A 13594-nucleotide genomic window follows, 5' to 3' on the forward strand; every position below is an offset into this window, starting at 1 on the left:
CGTTCAGCGCAGAAACAGGGTTTCGCGCGGCACATAGGGCCCGCTCGAAGCACCCCAGCTTTCAAAACTCAGTGCCTCCCGCATAGCCTGGGCGTAGGCGTCTTCCTGGCGCATTTTTTCAGCCAGCCATTCACCGAGCAGGCGCGACACGCTGCTGCCGCGCTTGGCGGCTTCCACGCGCACCCATTCGGCAACGGTGTCGTCCATGGTCACGGTGATGTTTTTCATGGGTTAAATATTACACGAACTTCGTGCACCACGAACTTCGTGTTGCTTTTTTATTCACGCCGCCTTGCGCGGAGCCCCGCTTTGCAGCATCTGGCAGGCCATGTCACCCACGGTGCGCAAGGCCTCCAGGTGCGCGGGCGACCAGTCGCCGCCCACGCCGATGCGCAGGCAGTTGCGGAACCGTCCGCTGGCGCTGAATACCGTGCCGGGTGCGATCAGGATCTGCTGGGCCAGGCAGGCTTCGTGCAGTTGCACCGAATCGAGCGCGCGCGGCAGCTCCAGCCACAGCAGCAGGCCGCCGGGCGGGTCACTCACGCGCGTACCCTGCGGGAAGTGCGCGGCAATTACGTGGCGCACCTCGTCCATGCGCGCCGCCACGGCCGCACGCAGCTGGCGCATGGCGGCGGCGTGGCCCGTCTGGGTGATGAGGTCGGCCAGGGCCAGCTCCAGCACGGCGGACTGTCCGCCCGCCTGCAGGTCCTTGATGGCACGCAGCCTGTCGGCCCAGCGGCCGGCCTCCAGCCAGCCCAGGCGCAGGCCCGGCGCCAGCGTCTTGGAGAACGAATCGCACAACATCACATGGCCGGTGGTGTCGTACGACTTGACGGTGCGCCGCATCTCGTCCACCTCGACCAGGTCGTTGTAGATCGCGTCCTCGATGACGGCCATGTCGTACCGCGCCGCCATCTGCACCAGGCGCTTGCGCTCGGCCTGGGGCATGCAGCTGCCCAGCGGATTGCTGAGCGTGGGCACCACCATCACGGCCTTGACGGGCTGGGTATCCAGCGCCAGTTGCAGCGCATCCAGCGAGAGGCCGTGGCGCGGGTGGGTGGGAATCTCCAGCGCCTTGAGGTGCAGGCCCTGCAGCACCTCCAGAAACGAAAAATGCGTGGGCGACTCCAGAGCCACCACGTCGCCCGGCTGCGTCACCGCGCGCAGGCACAGCGCAATGCTGTCCATGCAGCCTCCGGTGATCACGATGTTCTCGGGGTCCAGGCTGCAGCCCAGGCTGACGGCGTAGCGCGACAGCGCGCGGCGCGCGTCCTCATGGCCCGACGAACCGGGGTAGGTGCACAGCAGGTTACGGTGGCGCTGCGCGGCGCGCACCACGGCGCGTCGCACGCGGTCGGGGTTGAACAGCTCGGGGCCAGGCGTGCCGCTGCTGTACGAAATGATGTCCACCGGCTGGTTGCGCCCCAGGATGCGCTGGCCCAGCCAGTCCACCGACACCTCGCGGGGGCGGCGCATTGGGCGCGGCGTGCTGGGCTCGGGCAGGCTCACCGGCCGCGCCGCCACAAAAAAGCCGGAGCGCGGGCGCGCGGTGATCAGGCGCGCATCTTCGAGCCAGTGGTAGGCCTGCACCACCGTGGTCTGCGCCACGCCGTGCTGGCGCGCCAGCTCACGCACCGACGGCAGCTTTTCGCCGCGCGCCAGGGTGCCGTTGCGGATCAGCTGCGCAAGCTGTTCGGCGATTTGAAGGTACAGCGGGGGTGCGTCATCGGTGGCCATGCTGCATTCTGTACTGGCACTTTGGCCGGCAGACAGTACAGAGACGGCCCAGTGCGTACAGTACAGATGGCCCGGTTCGCTGTTCTGTACTGGGCCAGATCGCACGCGCCTGTGGCTGGTGGCCCACGGCAGCTGGCCGCACAGTGAAGGCATGAACACGCTGCACACCCCCACCCCACCGTCGCCCGCACTGCCCACCCAGCCTGCGGTGCCCCTCACCCTGCAATGGAAGCGCCAGCCCCTGCCGCCGCTTCAGGCCGTCCAGGTGCTGGACTTCCGCGCGGGCGAGATCGCCCTGCTCGAAGTCGAACAGGGCCGCGTCTGGGTGACCTGTGATGGTCTGCTGGAGGATTATTTTCTGGAGGCTGGACAGCGCCTGTCGTTCGCCGGACCTGTGCGGCTGCGCGTCAGCGCCGAAGGCCACCGGCCTGCACGGCTGAACTGGGCGCAGCACCGGGCGGTGGCAGGAGCCGCCTGTCCACCTGCACCCGCCGCATCTCAGCCCAAGGCGTCGGCACCCACACAGGGCGCCCTGCCCCGGGGTGCCATCAGCGCGGCTTGACGGGCGTGGTCAGCCGCATCTCTGCGGCTTGCGCGTGGGCCTGCAGGCCCTCGCCATAGGCCAGCTCGGCGGCGATGGTACCCAGCACCTGGGCACCGGCCTCGCTCACCTCGATGAGGCTGCTGCGTTTCTGGAAGTCGTACACGCCCAGCGGCGACGAGAAGCGCGCCGTGCCGCTGGTGGGCAGCACGTGGTTGGGGCCTGCGCAGTAGTCGCCCAGGCTTTCGGAGGTGTAGGCCCCCAGGAAGATCGCGCCCGCGTGGCGCAGCAACGGCTCCCAGCGGTGTGGGTCGGTGCTGCTCACTTCCAGATGCTCGGGTGCGATGCGGTTGCTGATCGCGCAGGCTTCTTCCATGTCCTTGGTGAGAATCAGCGCGCCCCGGCCATTGAGGCTCTTGGCGATGATCTCGGCGCGCGGCATGGTAGGCAGCAGACGGTCGATCTCGCGCTGCACGGCGTCGAGGTAGGCGGCGTCGGGACACAGCAGGATGCTCTGCGCCAGCTCGTCGTGTTCAGCCTGGCTGAAGAGATCCATCGCCACCCAGTCGGGCGGCGTGCTGCCATCGGCCAGCACCAGGATTTCGCTCGGGCCCGCGATCATGTCGATGCCCACGGTGCCGAACACGCGCTTCTTGGCGCTGGCCACGTAGGCGTTGCCGGGGCCGGTGATCTTGTCCACCTTGGGCACGGTCTCCGTTCCATACGCCAGCGCGGCCACGGCCTGGGCGCCGCCGATGGTGAAGGCGCGGGTCACACCGGCCACGTAGGCGGCGGCCAGCACCAGCTCGTTGCGCTCGCCCTTCGTCGAGGTGCCCTCGCCCGTTCCACCGGTCGCCACGCTGCCGCGCACGGGCGTGGGCACAACCATGATGATTTCCTGCACGCCCGCCACATGGGCCGGGATGGCGTTCATCAGCAGGCTGGACGGGTAGGCGGCCTTGCCGCCGGGCACGTAGATGCCCACACGGTCCAGCGGCGTGACCTTCTGGCCCAGCAGCGTGCCGTCTTCGTCGCGGTAGCTCCAGCTCTCGCCCGAGGCCTTCTTCTGCGCTTCGTGGTAGCTGCGCACGCGCTTGGCGGCGGCCTGCAGCGCGTCGCGCTGGGCCTGTGGAATGGCGTCGAACGCGGCCTTGAAGTCGGCCTGGGTCAGCTCCAGCGCGGCCATGTTGGGGGCACTGAGGCCGTCGAAGCGGGCGGTGTACTCCAGCACCGCCGCGTCGCCGCGCTTTTGCACGTCGGCCAGGATGTCGGCCACGCGCTGCTCAATGGCCGCGTCGGTGTCGGCAGACCAATGCAGGCGGGCTGCAAAATCAGCCTCAAAAGTGGCCGCAGCGGTGGACAGACGGGCGGGAGCAGCTACCAAAGTCATAGTGTTAGTCGTTGGGTGGAGGTCAGTTCTTTTCGGCCGGTATGGCTGAGGCAAACGCATCGATGATGCGGCGCAGTGGCGCCTGCTTGAGCTTGAGCGCGGCCTGGTTCACGACCAGGTAGGAGCTGATGTCCATGATGCGCTCCACTTCGATGAGGTTGTTGGCCTTGAGGGTGTTGCCGGTGGAGACCAGGTCCACGATCGCATCGGCCAGGCCCGTGAGCGGCGCCAGTTCCATGCTGCCGTAGAGCTTGACCATGTCCACGTGCACGCCCTTGCTGGCAAAGAAGTCGCGCGCAATGCCGGTGTACTTGGTGGCGACCTTGAGGCGCGAGCCCTGCTTGACCGCCTGGGCGTAGTCGAAGTCGTTGCGCACGGCCACGCTCACGCGGCACTTGGCAATGCGCAGGTCCAGCGGCTGGTACAGGCCCTGGCCGCCGTGCTCGATGAGCGTGTCCTTGCCAGTCACGCCGATGTCGGCGCCGCCATATTCCACATAGGTGGGAACGTCGGTGGCGCGCACCAGCACCACGCGCACATTGGGCTGGTTGGTGGGCAGGATGAGCTTGCGCGATTTTTCGGGGTCTTCGAGCACCTCAATGCCTGCAGCGGCCAGCAGCGGCAGGGTTTCGTCAAAGATGCGGCCCTTGGAAAGCGCCAGGGTGATCATGTTGCTGCTCATGCTTTTACTCGTTCGATGTCGGCGCCAATGCCGCGCAGTTTGGCTTCCATGCAGTCGTAGCCGCGGTCCAGGTGGTAGATGCGGTCCACCACGGTTTCGCCGTCGGCCACCAGGCCGGCAATGACGAGGCTGGCCGATGCACGCAGGTCAGTGGCCATCACGGTGGCGCCGGACAGGCGGGGCACGCCTTCGATGACAGCCACCTTGCCATCGGTCTGGATCTTGGCACCCAGCCGCACCAGCTCATTGACATGCATGAAGCGGTTTTCAAAAATTGTCTCGGTCACCGTGGCCGTGCCCTGGGCGATGCAGTTGAGCGCCATGAACTGGGCCTGCATGTCAGTAGGGAACCCGGGGTACTCTGTGGTGCGAAAGCCCTGGGCCTTGAGCGTGGCGCCGCCAGCGCTTTGCACGCGAATGCCGCCGTCCACCGCCTGCACGGAAGCGCCGGCCTCGCGCAGCTTTTCGATCACGGCGTCGAGGTGGTCGGCACGGCCATGGCGCAACACCACATCACCGCCCGTGGCGGCCACAGCGCACAAAAAGGTGCCCGCCTCGATGCGGTCGGCCACTACGCGGTGGGTGCAGCCGTGCAGCTGGTCCACACCCTGGATACGGATGCGGCTGGTGCCATGGCCTTCGATCTTTGCGCCCATGGCGATCAGCATCTCGGCCAGGTCCGAAATTTCGGGTTCTTGCGCGGCGTTTTCCAGCACCGTCTCGCCCTTGGCCAGCGCTGCAGCCATGAGGAAGTTTTCGGTGCCCGTCACCGTGACCATGTCGGTGGTAATGCGCGCGCCCTTCAGGCGCTTCCAGCCTGCGGGCAGTTTGGCGATCATGTAGCCGTGCTCGACCACGATCTCGGCGCCCATGGCGGCCAGGCCCTTGATGTGCTGGTCCACCGGGCGCGAGCCGATGGCGCAGCCGCCGGGCAGCGACACCGTGGCCTCGCCAAAGCGCGCCAGCAGCGGGCCCAGGGCTAGCACGGAGGCGCGCATGGTCTTGACCAGCTCGTAGGGCGCCTCGGGCGTGCTCAGCGCACTGGCGTTGATGCGCACCGTGCCGTCGTCGGCCCGCTCCGCCGCCACACCCATGTTGCGAATCAGCTTGAGCATGGTGCTCACGTCCTGCAGCTGGGGCACGTTGAGCAGGGTCACGGGCTCAGCCGTGAGCAGGGCGGCGCACAACTCCGGCAAGGCGGCGTTCTTGGCGCCGGAGACCAGCACCTCGCCTTGCAAGCTGCGTCCGCCGCGAATCAGGAGTTTGTCCATCTCAAATCACCAAAATAGGGGTCAAAAGTGCCGCTTGCGCTAGTGGAAAATGCGCCAGCAGCTATCAAAAAGTGAGTTCTAGTGGGTGTGCAGGCGCTACTGCGCCTGGGCAGCCCATTCGGCCGGGGTGAAGGTCTTCATCGACAGCGCGTGCACTTCGTCGGTGTGCATTTTCGCGCCCAGCGTGGCGTACACGCGCTGGTGGCGCTGGATGGCGCGCTTGCCCTCGAACTCGGCCGAGACGATGGTGGCATACCAGTGGCGGCCATCGCCTTCGAGCGTGATGTGTTCGCAGGCCAGGCCGGCAGCGATGAGGTCTTTGAGTTGGTCAGCGGTCATGGTGGGGCGCTCGGAATCAGTTACGGATTTTGTAGCCCGTGCGCAGCAGGTGCACGGCCAGGGCGCTCACGGCCAGCCAGGCGATGCCTACGATGCCCAGGCTGAGCCAGGGCGAGGTGTCGCTCTGGCCGAAGAAGCCGTAGCGGAAGCCGTCGATCATGTAGAAAAACGGGTTGAGGTGGCTCACAGCCTGCCAGAACGGCGGCAGCGACTGGATCGAATAGAACACGCCCGACAGGAAGGTCATGGGCACGATGATGAAATTCTGGAACGCGGCCATTTGGTCGAACTTGTCGGCCCAGAGCCCCGCGATCAACCCCAGCGTGGCGAGTAGCGCCGCCCCCAGCAGGGCAAACGCAAAAATCCACAGCGGCGCCGCAAACTCCGGCCTCGCAAACGCCAGCGTAACGATGAACACGCCCAGACCCACCACCAGCCCGCGCACGATGGACGAGCCCACGTAGGCGCAGAACCACGCCCAATGCGACAGCGGCGTGAGCAGCACAAACACCAGGCTGCCCATGATCTTGCTCTGGATGATGCTGGACGAGCTGTTGGCAAAGGCGTTTTGCAGCACGCTCATCATCACGAGGCCCGGCACAAGGAAGGCCGTGTAGCTGATGCGGTCGTAGACCTTCACATGGTCTTCGAGCACATGGCCGAAGATCAACAGGTAAAGCACGGCTGTGAGCACGGGGGCCGCGACGGTCTGGAAGCTGACTTTCCAGAAGCGCAACACCTCTTTGTAGAACAGCGTCTGCCAGCCGGTCATAGCGCAACACCCTCCAGCGGAATGTTTGATGCCGACGTGCCGGACATCACTTGCAGGAACACATCCTCCAGGTCAGGCCTACGGATCTCCATGTCCTGCACCTCGACTCCGGCCACGCGCAACGCAGCCAGGTGGTTTTCGATCTCTGCCGCGTCGTGCGCGGGCAATTGCACGATGCGACCGGTGACCCGCGCCACGGCAGCCAGCGCGGGCGGCAGCACCATGTCGGTCTTGAACTGCAGCACGCTGCCCGAGGCGGCCTTGAGCAACTCGCTGGTGCGGTTGAGCGCCACCACCTGCCCCGCCTTGAGCATGGCAATGCGGCCGCACAGGGCCTCGGCTTCTTCCAGGTAGTGGGTGGTGAGCAGCACGGTGTGCCCCTCTTTGTTCAGGCGGGCGATGAAGTGCCACAGCGTCTGGCGCAGTTCTACATCGACACCGGCCGTGGGTTCATCCAGAACGATGATGGGCGGCTTGTGCACCAGCGCCTGTGCGACCAGTACGCGGCGCTTCATGCCGCCCGACAGCTGGCGCATGTTGGCATTGGCCTTGTCGGCCAGGCCCAGGTTTTCGAGCAGCTCGTCGATCCAAGCATCGTTGTTCTTCACGCCGAAGTAGCCGGACTGGATGCGCAGCGCCTCGCGCACGTTGAAAAAGGGGTCGAACACCAGCTCTTGCGGCACGATGCCCAGCTTGCGGCGGGCATCGGCGTACTGGGCCTGCACGTCGCTGCCCTGCACCAGCACTCGGCCGCTGGTGGCACGCGCCAAGCCGGCCAGGATGCTGATCAGGGTGGTCTTGCCGGCACCATTGGGGCCCAGGAGCCCGAAGAACTCGCCCTCCTCGATGTCCAGATTGACCTGGTTCAGTGCCTGAAAAGGGCCTTTGGGCGTGGCAAAGGTCTTGGAGATGGCTTGGAAGGAGACTGCGGGCATGAAGCCTTCGATTTTAAGGCCTCAGCCCTCTGCAGGCGGAGCGGCCGCCTCAATGGCCCCTGGCGGGCGCTGCGGGCCCTCCGTTTCATGGTTTGGGTGGCAGAGCCACCCGGGACCATGAAAGCTATTTCATATCAAGGTGCGACGACCAGCAGCGCATCCACCCCATACAACCCTGCCATGCCCGCCAAACCTGCAGGCATGCCTTGCACGGCAAACTGCTTGCCTTCGGACAGGGCTTCACGCCGACATTCGAGCAGCACGGCCAAGGCCGAGGTGTCGAACACCGTCAGCCCATGGGCATCCACCACCACCGCGCTGTCGCGGTGGACCCGCAACCCTTGCTTGAGCATGTGCAGGCAGGCAGTAGCCTGGCGGTGGGTGAGTTCGGGGGGCAGCACCAGCATGGCGAGGGGGCTGTCAGCCCTTGGCAGTGCCCGCATTGGTCTTGTTGCGCGCGGCCAGTGTCTCGATCAGGCCGTCGATGCCCTTGGCATTGATCTCCTGCGCGAACTGGCCCCGGTAGGTTTCCACCAGCCAGACGCCCAGCACATTCAGGTTGTAGATCTTCCAGCCTGCGCCATCACCAGGAGTCTTTTCGAGGCGGTAGTCGAGCTGGATGGGGTCGCCCCGGCCCACGATTTCGGTGCGCACCAGCACGTCCTTGTCTTCGGCGGCTGCGCGCAGGGGCTTGACCTGGATGCTCTGGTCATTGACCTGGGCCAGCGCGCCGGCATAGGTGCGCACCAGCAGGATCTTGAACTCGTCCTGCAGGCGTTTTTGCTGCTCGGGCGTGGCTTGGCGCCAGCCGGGGCCGACGGCTGCGGCCGTCATGCGGCGGAAGTTGACGTTGGGCATCACCGTTTTATCGACCAGGGCGATCACCTTGCTCAGGTCCCCGGCCTGGATGGCCTTGTCGGACTTCACCGTGTTGAGCACATCGGCGGACAGCCGCTTGATCAGCGCGTCGGGCGCCTCGTCGGCTGCGAGGGCAGACAACGGCAGGCTCAGCACGGCACTGGCTGCAATGCAAAGGGCGGCACGGCCCAGGGAACGTCGGTTCATCATCTTCTCGGCTTTCATCGGTGCGGGCTTGTGCCCGTCAAATCATTGTGGAGGTGCGGGTCCACTGGCATGCGTCGCAGCGGTTGCGGATTGCAAGCAAGTGCAACAGGGCCAGACCCAGGGCGGCGCATCGGTGCATGTGCCCCGCCCGGCATGCCATCAGCGCGCAGGAGGTTCCTCGGGCAGCACGCCATTGCTGGCGCCGCCGTCGTCCTTGCCGTCCGCATTCGGCGCCTCACCGGCGTGGCTGCGCACCTGCAGGTACACGTCACGCGTAAAGCTGTACTTGTCCAGGGCCGCACTGTCGAGTACAGAGCCCGCGCGCAGCAGGTTGGAGCGCACCTCGACGGCGCGCAGCGCATACAGCGAGTTGCGGGCCGAGACCGGGTCCACATAGCTCACCACGTTGCCCTTCATGTCCACCGGCAGCGCGAATGTGTCGCGCACGGTGGAAGGGCCCAGGATGGGCAGCACCAGATAGGGGCCAGTACCCACGCCCCAGCGCCCCAGGGTCAGGCCGAAGTCCTGCTTGTAGCGGTCGATGCCCAGCTCGCTGGCGATATCCAGCAAACCACCCAGGCCCATGAACGTGTTCACATTGACCCGCATGAAGCTGGACGCAGCGGCTTCGCCGCGCAGCTGCAGCACGTTGTTCACAAACGACCAGACATCGCCCAGGTTCCCGAAGAAATTGCTGACCCCCGTGCGTACCGGTGCGGGCGTGACCTCCTTGTAGGCCGTCGCCACGGGCTTGAGCACCATGGCATCGACCTGTTCATTGAAGTTGGTCATGCTGCGGTTGTAAGACTCCAGCGGGTCGCGGGGATCAGGGTTGGCCACCGTGGCGCACCCGGTGAGCAGCACAGCCCCCAGCAACAAGGCCAGGCTGGCTGCAAGGCGGGACATCGACAACCTGCCGTCATCAATGCGGGCACGGAGTGTATGGAGTGAATGCATCATTTTTTTCCACCTGTCCCTGCAGGTTTTGCGCCGTCTTCGGCTTTGCTGTAAAGAAATTGTCCGATAAGGTTCTCAAGCACCACCGCCGACTGGGTGGACGTGATCGTGTCGCCCGCCGCCAGATTTTTTTCGTCGGCACCGGCCTCAATCCCGATGTACTGCTCACCCAGCAGGCCGCTGGTCAGGATCTTGAGGGAGCTGTCCTTGGGAAAGGCATAGCGGTCTTCCATGGCCAGCGTGACCCGCGCCTGGAAGGTCTTGTCGTCAAAGGTGATGGACTCCACACGCCCCACCACCACACCCGCGCTGCGCACCGCCGCCTGGGGCTTGAGACCGCCGATGTTGTCGAACTTGGCAGTGACACGGTAGCCCGAGTGGAATTGAAGGCTCAGCAGGTTGGCCGACTGCAGCGCCAGAAACACCAGTGCCACCGCGCCCAGCATCACGAAGAGCCCTACCCACAGATCGTTTTTGGAGCGTTGCATATGTTTGATTCCTAGAACTGCCAGCACCGCCAGCGTCAGATACTGAACATCAGTGCGGTGAGCACGAAGTCCAGTGCCAGCACCGCCAAAGACGCCATGACCACGGTGCGCGTGGTGGCGCGCGACACACCCTCAGGGGTGGGTTTGGCTGCATAGCCCTGCAGCAACGCCACAAAAGTTACCGTGAAGCCAAAGACCACACTCTTGAGCACGCCGTTCCCCAGGTCTTTCCAGACATCCACCCCGCCCTGCATCTGGCTCCAGAACGCCCCGGGGTCAATGCCGATCATGAGCACCCCGACGATCCAGCCGCCGATGATGCCCACCGCACTGAACACCGCGGCCAGCAGCGGCATGGTGATCACCCCTGCCCAGAAGCGAGGCGCCAGGATGCGCTGCACCGGGTCCACCGCCATCATCTCCATGGCGCTGAGCTGCTCCCCCGCGCGCATGAGGCCAATTTCTGCTGTGAGCGACGTGCCTGCGCGGCCCGCAAACAGCAGCGCCGTGACCACCGGGCCCAGCTCGCGCACAAGACTCAATGCCACCAGCAGGCCCAAGGCCTCTGACGAGCCATAGCGCTGCAGCGTGTAGTAGCCCTGCAAGCCCAGCACAAACCCTACGAACAGGCCCGACACGGCAATGATGGCCAGCGAATAGTTGCCCAGGAAATGCACCTGGTCGCGCACCAGCGAGGGCCGCATCAAGGTCGCACCCAGGAGCCGCACCAGCCGCCCAAACAACCGCGCGCCCATGCCGATGTCAGCCAGCTTGTGGCGCACAGCAAAACCGACGTCGGAGGGCTTGTACCAACTCACAGCGCACGTCCTCCTGCAGGTCCGAAATCCTCGGCAACGGCCGGGCCGGGGTAATGGAACGGCACCGGGCCAGTCGGTAGAGCGTTGACAAACTGGTGCACCAGCGGGTCACGGCTGGCAAGGACCTCCTCAGGCGTGCCCTGTGCCGCCACGACGCCTTCGCCCAGGATGATCACATGGTCCGCCAGGCGGAAAGTCTCCTCAAGGTCATGCGACACCACGATGCTGGTGAGGCCCATGGCGTCGTTGAGCTGACGGATCAACTGCGCAGCCGTGCCCAACGAGATGGGGTCCAGGCCCGCAAAGGGTTCGTCGTACATAACCAGTTCTGGGTCCAGCACGATCGCTCGGGCCAGCGCCACGCGGCGCGCCATGCCACCCGATATCTGGCTGGGCATCAGGTCGCGTGCACCACGCAGGCCCACCGCATGCAGCTTCATCAGCACCACATCGCGGATCAGTTCCTCGGACAAATCGGTGTGCTCACGCAGCGGAAAGGCCACGTTCTCAAACACGCTGAGGTCGGTGAACAGCGCACCGAACTGGAACAACATGCCCATGCGCCGGCGCGCAGCGTACAAAGCCTGTACGTCCATGCGCCCTACGTCCTGACCGTTAACCAACACCTGGCCACTCTGGGCCCTGTGCTGCCCCCCAAGCAGGCGCAGCACCGTCGTCTTGCCCCCGCCCGATGCGCCCATCAGCGCCGTGACCTTGCCGCGCGGCACCGCCAGGGTCACGTCGCGCAGGATCACGCGGTCACCGTACGAAAACGTGACGTTGCGCAACTCGGCAAGAAATGTGGACTCGGCCATGCAAGAAATGGATGTCTGATCTGAGGCCTGCCAAAACAGCATCCGCCCCCGGAAAATGGAGCGCAGATGGTAGCCGAAGACACAAACATACATTCATGCATGTTTGTAAAGAAAAAGCACAACCGCCAGCGATCCCGACCGAGCGAGACCGAGGCAAGCCCGGATTGACAGAACCCCTGATTGTGCCAACAAAGCGTCCAGAAGGCTGACGCCCGGCCATTGCCCCACCGTCAAAGGCCCCGTCAACACAAACGGCGCCCGAAGGCGCCGTTGCTTGGAGGGTTCGAAAAACCGCAGGATCAGCGGGGCAGGTCCGAATATCCCATCAGGAACTCGTCCACCGCACGCGCGGCCTGGCGGCCTTCACGGATGGCCCAAACCACCAGTGACTGGCCCCGGCGGATATCGCCCGCCGCAAACACCTTGGGCACGTTGGTGGCATAACCGCCGTCAAAGTCCGTGGTGGCGCGGGCATTGCCTCGGGCATCCTTCTCGACGCCGAAAGCCTCCAGCACCGGCGCGACCGGGCTCACAAAACCCATGGCCAGCAACACCAGATCGGCCTGGTAGTGTTTTTCGGTGCCGGGAATCTCGACCAGCTTGCCGTCCTTGAACTCGACCTGCACCGTAGTCAGGCTCTTGACCTTGCCCTTTTCGCCCGTGAACTCCTTGGTGGAGATCGCGAACTCGCGCACGCAACCTTCTTCATGGCTGGAGCTGGTGCGCAGCTTGAGTGGCCAGTAAGGCCACGTCAGGGGGCGGTTTTCCACTTCAGGGGGCTGGGGCATCACCTCGAACTGGGTGACGCTGGCTGCACCATGGCGATTGCTGGTACCCACGCAGTCGCTGCCGGTGTCGCCGCCGCCGATCACGATCACATGCTTGCCCGTCGCCATGATCTGGCCCTTGAGCTTGTCGCCCGCGTTGACCTTGTTCTGCTGGGGCAGGAATTCCATGGCGAAGTGAATGCCGTCAAGTTCACGGCCTGGCACAGGCAGGTCGCGCGACTGCTCGGCGCCACCGGTGAGCAGCACGGCGTCAAACTCCTTGTTCAGCTGTTCGGGCGTGACGGTTTCCTTGGCCCAGTTGGTAACTTTGGAATCCTTGCCCAGGCCGTCCTTCGCGGCGCCCACGAATACACCGGTGCGAATCACCACACCTTCGGCTTCGAGCTGCTTCACGCGGCGGTCGATGTGCGACTTCTCCATCTTGAAGTCGGGGATGCCGTAGCGCAGCAGGCCGCCCACACGGTCGTTTTTCTCGAACAGCGTGACGCTGTGGCCAGCGCGGGCCAGTTGCTGCGCAGCCGCCAGACCTGCGGGGCCGGAGCCCACCACAGCCACCTTCTTGCCCGTTTGGTGCTTGGCGGGGCGCGGCTGCACCCAGCCTTCGGCCCAGGCGCGGTCGATGATCGCGTGCTCAATGCTCTTGATGCCCACAGCGTCGTCGTTCACGTTGAGCACACAGGCAGCCTCGCAAGGTGCGGGGCAGATGCGGCCGGTGAACTCAGGGAAGTTGTTGGTGCTGTGCAGCACCTCGATCGCGCTCTTCCAGTCCGCGTGGTACACGAGGTCGTTGAAGTCGGGAATGATGTTGTTCACCGGGCAGCCGTTGTTGCAGAACGGCGTGCCGCAGTCCATACAGCGCGCGCCTTGCACCTTAGCCTGGCTCTCATCGAGCCCGACGACAAATTCCTTGTAATGCTTCAGGCGCTCGGGCACGGGCTTGTAGCCCTCTTCGATGCGCTCGTATTCCATGAAGCCAGTAGTTTTTCCCATGACGAT

At 65.0% G+C, this 13594-nt stretch carries 16 protein-coding genes; 1 reads left to right on the plus strand and 15 read right to left on the minus strand.

Annotated features, from left to right (window positions below):
• Positions 1 to 3: 3 nt before the first annotated feature.
• Together C8C96_RS22645 and C8C96_RS22650 are read right to left on the minus strand one after the other, a co-directional pair.
• Positions 4 to 228, minus strand: a complete 225-nt coding sequence (locus tag C8C96_RS22645) for a CopG family transcriptional regulator (RefSeq protein WP_069103652.1) — start codon at positions 226 to 228, stop codon at positions 4 to 6.
• 54 nt (positions 229 to 282) lie between these two features.
• The gene (locus tag C8C96_RS22650; protein WP_121943711.1) at positions 283 to 1737 is read right to left on the minus strand and encodes a PLP-dependent aminotransferase family protein; all 1455 of its coding nucleotides are present in this window, start codon (positions 1735 to 1737) and stop codon (positions 283 to 285) included.
• A 151-nt stretch (positions 1738 to 1888) separates the two neighbouring features.
• Here C8C96_RS22650 and C8C96_RS22655 point away from each other — a divergent pair, with 151 nt between their 5' ends.
• Positions 1889 to 2299, plus strand: a complete 411-nt coding sequence (locus tag C8C96_RS22655; protein ID WP_121944148.1) for a DUF2917 domain-containing protein — start codon at positions 1889 to 1891, stop codon at positions 2297 to 2299.
• Here the strand turns inward: C8C96_RS22655 and hisD are convergent.
• From hisD to C8C96_RS22720, 13 genes are all read right to left on the minus strand, one after another.
• Positions 2286 to 3668, minus strand: coding sequence for a histidinol dehydrogenase (hisD, locus tag C8C96_RS22660; RefSeq protein WP_121943712.1), 1383 nt, complete (start codon positions 3666 to 3668; stop codon positions 2286 to 2288). The two genes, C8C96_RS22655 and hisD, sit on opposite strands and share 14 nt — an antisense overlap.
• Before the next feature lie 22 nt (positions 3669 to 3690).
• Positions 3691 to 4350, minus strand: coding sequence for an ATP phosphoribosyltransferase (hisG, locus tag C8C96_RS22665; protein WP_233584296.1), 660 nt, complete (start codon positions 4348 to 4350; stop codon positions 3691 to 3693).
• Entirely contained in the window at positions 4347 to 5621 is a 1275-nt protein-coding gene (gene murA / locus C8C96_RS22670; protein WP_121943713.1) for a UDP-N-acetylglucosamine 1-carboxyvinyltransferase, read from the minus strand. Before murA ends, hisG begins: the two co-directional genes overlap by 4 nt.
• A gap of 96 nt (positions 5622 to 5717) precedes the next feature.
• Positions 5718 to 5960, minus strand: a complete 243-nt coding sequence (locus C8C96_RS22675; RefSeq protein WP_121943714.1) for a BolA family protein — start codon at positions 5958 to 5960, stop codon at positions 5718 to 5720.
• 16 nt (positions 5961 to 5976) lie between these two features.
• Positions 5977 to 6732 (minus strand): ABC transporter permease, encoded by a 756-nt coding sequence (locus tag C8C96_RS22680; protein WP_121943715.1) that lies wholly within the window; start codon positions 6730 to 6732, stop codon positions 5977 to 5979.
• Positions 6729 to 7667, minus strand: coding sequence for an ABC transporter ATP-binding protein (locus C8C96_RS22685; RefSeq protein WP_121943716.1), 939 nt, complete (start codon positions 7665 to 7667; stop codon positions 6729 to 6731). The genes C8C96_RS22680 and C8C96_RS22685 overlap by 4 nt, the downstream gene beginning before the upstream one ends.
• Positions 7668 to 7801: 134 nt before the next feature.
• Positions 7802 to 8074, minus strand: a complete 273-nt coding sequence (locus C8C96_RS22690) for an STAS domain-containing protein (RefSeq protein ID WP_121943717.1) — start codon at positions 8072 to 8074, stop codon at positions 7802 to 7804.
• A gap of 13 nt (positions 8075 to 8087) precedes the next feature.
• A complete protein-coding gene (locus C8C96_RS22695; RefSeq protein WP_056747251.1) occupies positions 8088 to 8735 on the minus strand; it encodes a phospholipid-binding protein MlaC in 648 nt (215 codons plus the stop codon).
• 156 nt (positions 8736 to 8891) lie between these two features.
• Positions 8892 to 9638, minus strand: a complete 747-nt coding sequence (locus C8C96_RS22700) for a VacJ family lipoprotein (protein WP_056747250.1) — start codon at positions 9636 to 9638, stop codon at positions 8892 to 8894.
• Positions 9639 to 9688: 50 nt separating this feature from the next.
• Positions 9689 to 10177: an outer membrane lipid asymmetry maintenance protein MlaD gene (gene mlaD, locus C8C96_RS22705; protein ID WP_056060215.1), complete on the minus strand. Its 489-nt coding sequence runs from the start codon at positions 10175 to 10177 to the stop codon at positions 9689 to 9691.
• Positions 10178 to 10212: 35 nt separating this feature from the next.
• The gene (mlaE, locus tag C8C96_RS22710) at positions 10213 to 10995 is read right to left on the minus strand and encodes a lipid asymmetry maintenance ABC transporter permease subunit MlaE (protein ID WP_099731118.1); all 783 of its coding nucleotides are present in this window, start codon (positions 10993 to 10995) and stop codon (positions 10213 to 10215) included.
• Positions 10992 to 11810 carry an ABC transporter ATP-binding protein gene (locus C8C96_RS22715; RefSeq protein WP_056060210.1) on the minus strand — a complete coding sequence of 273 codons (819 nt, stop codon included), beginning with the start codon at positions 11808 to 11810 and terminating at the stop codon, positions 10992 to 10994. Before C8C96_RS22715 ends, mlaE begins: the two co-directional genes overlap by 4 nt.
• Positions 11811 to 12109: 299 nt before the next feature.
• Positions 12110 to 13588: a glutamate synthase subunit beta gene (locus C8C96_RS22720; RefSeq protein WP_056060207.1), complete on the minus strand. Its 1479-nt coding sequence runs from the start codon at positions 13586 to 13588 to the stop codon at positions 12110 to 12112.
• Positions 13589 to 13594 lie beyond the last annotated feature (6 nt).

The organism is Acidovorax sp. 100 (assembly GCF_003688355.1).
GTDB classification, from domain to species: Bacteria; Pseudomonadota; Gammaproteobacteria; order Burkholderiales; family Burkholderiaceae_C; genus Acidovorax; species Acidovorax delafieldii.

What these genes read in the sequence shown, in the direction of transcription:
- hisD (WP_121943712.1), bottom strand. Translation starts at nt 3,668, where the DNA reads ATGACTTTGGTAGCTGCTCCCGCCCGTCTGTCCACCGCTGCGGCCACT.
- murA (WP_121943713.1), bottom strand. Translation starts at nt 5,621, where the DNA reads ATGGACAAACTCCTGATTCGCGGCGGACGCAGCTTGCAAGGCGAGGTG.
- C8C96_RS22695 (WP_056747251.1), bottom strand. Translation starts at nt 8,735, where the DNA reads ATGATGAACCGACGTTCCCTGGGCCGTGCCGCCCTTTGCATTGCAGCC.
- C8C96_RS22720 (WP_056060207.1), bottom strand. Translation starts at nt 13,588, where the DNA reads ATGGGAAAAACTACTGGCTTCATGGAATACGAGCGCATCGAAGAGGGC.
- C8C96_RS22645 (WP_069103652.1), bottom strand. Translation starts at nt 228, where the DNA reads ATGAAAAACATCACCGTGACCATGGACGACACCGTTGCCGAATGGGTG.
- C8C96_RS22715 (WP_056060210.1), bottom strand. Translation starts at nt 11,810, where the DNA reads ATGGCCGAGTCCACATTTCTTGCCGAGTTGCGCAACGTCACGTTTTCG.
- C8C96_RS22690 (WP_121943717.1), bottom strand. Translation starts at nt 8,074, where the DNA reads ATGCTGGTGCTGCCCCCCGAACTCACCCACCGCCAGGCTACTGCCTGC.
- C8C96_RS22675 (WP_121943714.1), bottom strand. Translation starts at nt 5,960, where the DNA reads ATGACCGCTGACCAACTCAAAGACCTCATCGCTGCCGGCCTGGCCTGC.
- C8C96_RS22650 (WP_121943711.1), bottom strand. Translation starts at nt 1,737, where the DNA reads ATGGCCACCGATGACGCACCCCCGCTGTACCTTCAAATCGCCGAACAG.
- C8C96_RS22700 (WP_056747250.1), bottom strand. Translation starts at nt 9,638, where the DNA reads ATGTCCCGCCTTGCAGCCAGCCTGGCCTTGTTGCTGGGGGCTGTGCTG.
- C8C96_RS22680 (WP_121943715.1), bottom strand. Translation starts at nt 6,732, where the DNA reads ATGACCGGCTGGCAGACGCTGTTCTACAAAGAGGTGTTGCGCTTCTGG.
- C8C96_RS22685 (WP_121943716.1), bottom strand. Translation starts at nt 7,667, where the DNA reads ATGCCCGCAGTCTCCTTCCAAGCCATCTCCAAGACCTTTGCCACGCCC.
- mlaD (WP_056060215.1), bottom strand. Translation starts at nt 10,177, where the DNA reads ATGCAACGCTCCAAAAACGATCTGTGGGTAGGGCTCTTCGTGATGCTG.
- hisG (WP_233584296.1), bottom strand. Translation starts at nt 4,350, where the DNA reads ATGAGCAGCAACATGATCACCCTGGCGCTTTCCAAGGGCCGCATCTTT.
- C8C96_RS22655 (WP_121944148.1), top strand. Translation starts at nt 1,889, where the DNA reads ATGAACACGCTGCACACCCCCACCCCACCGTCGCCCGCACTGCCCACC.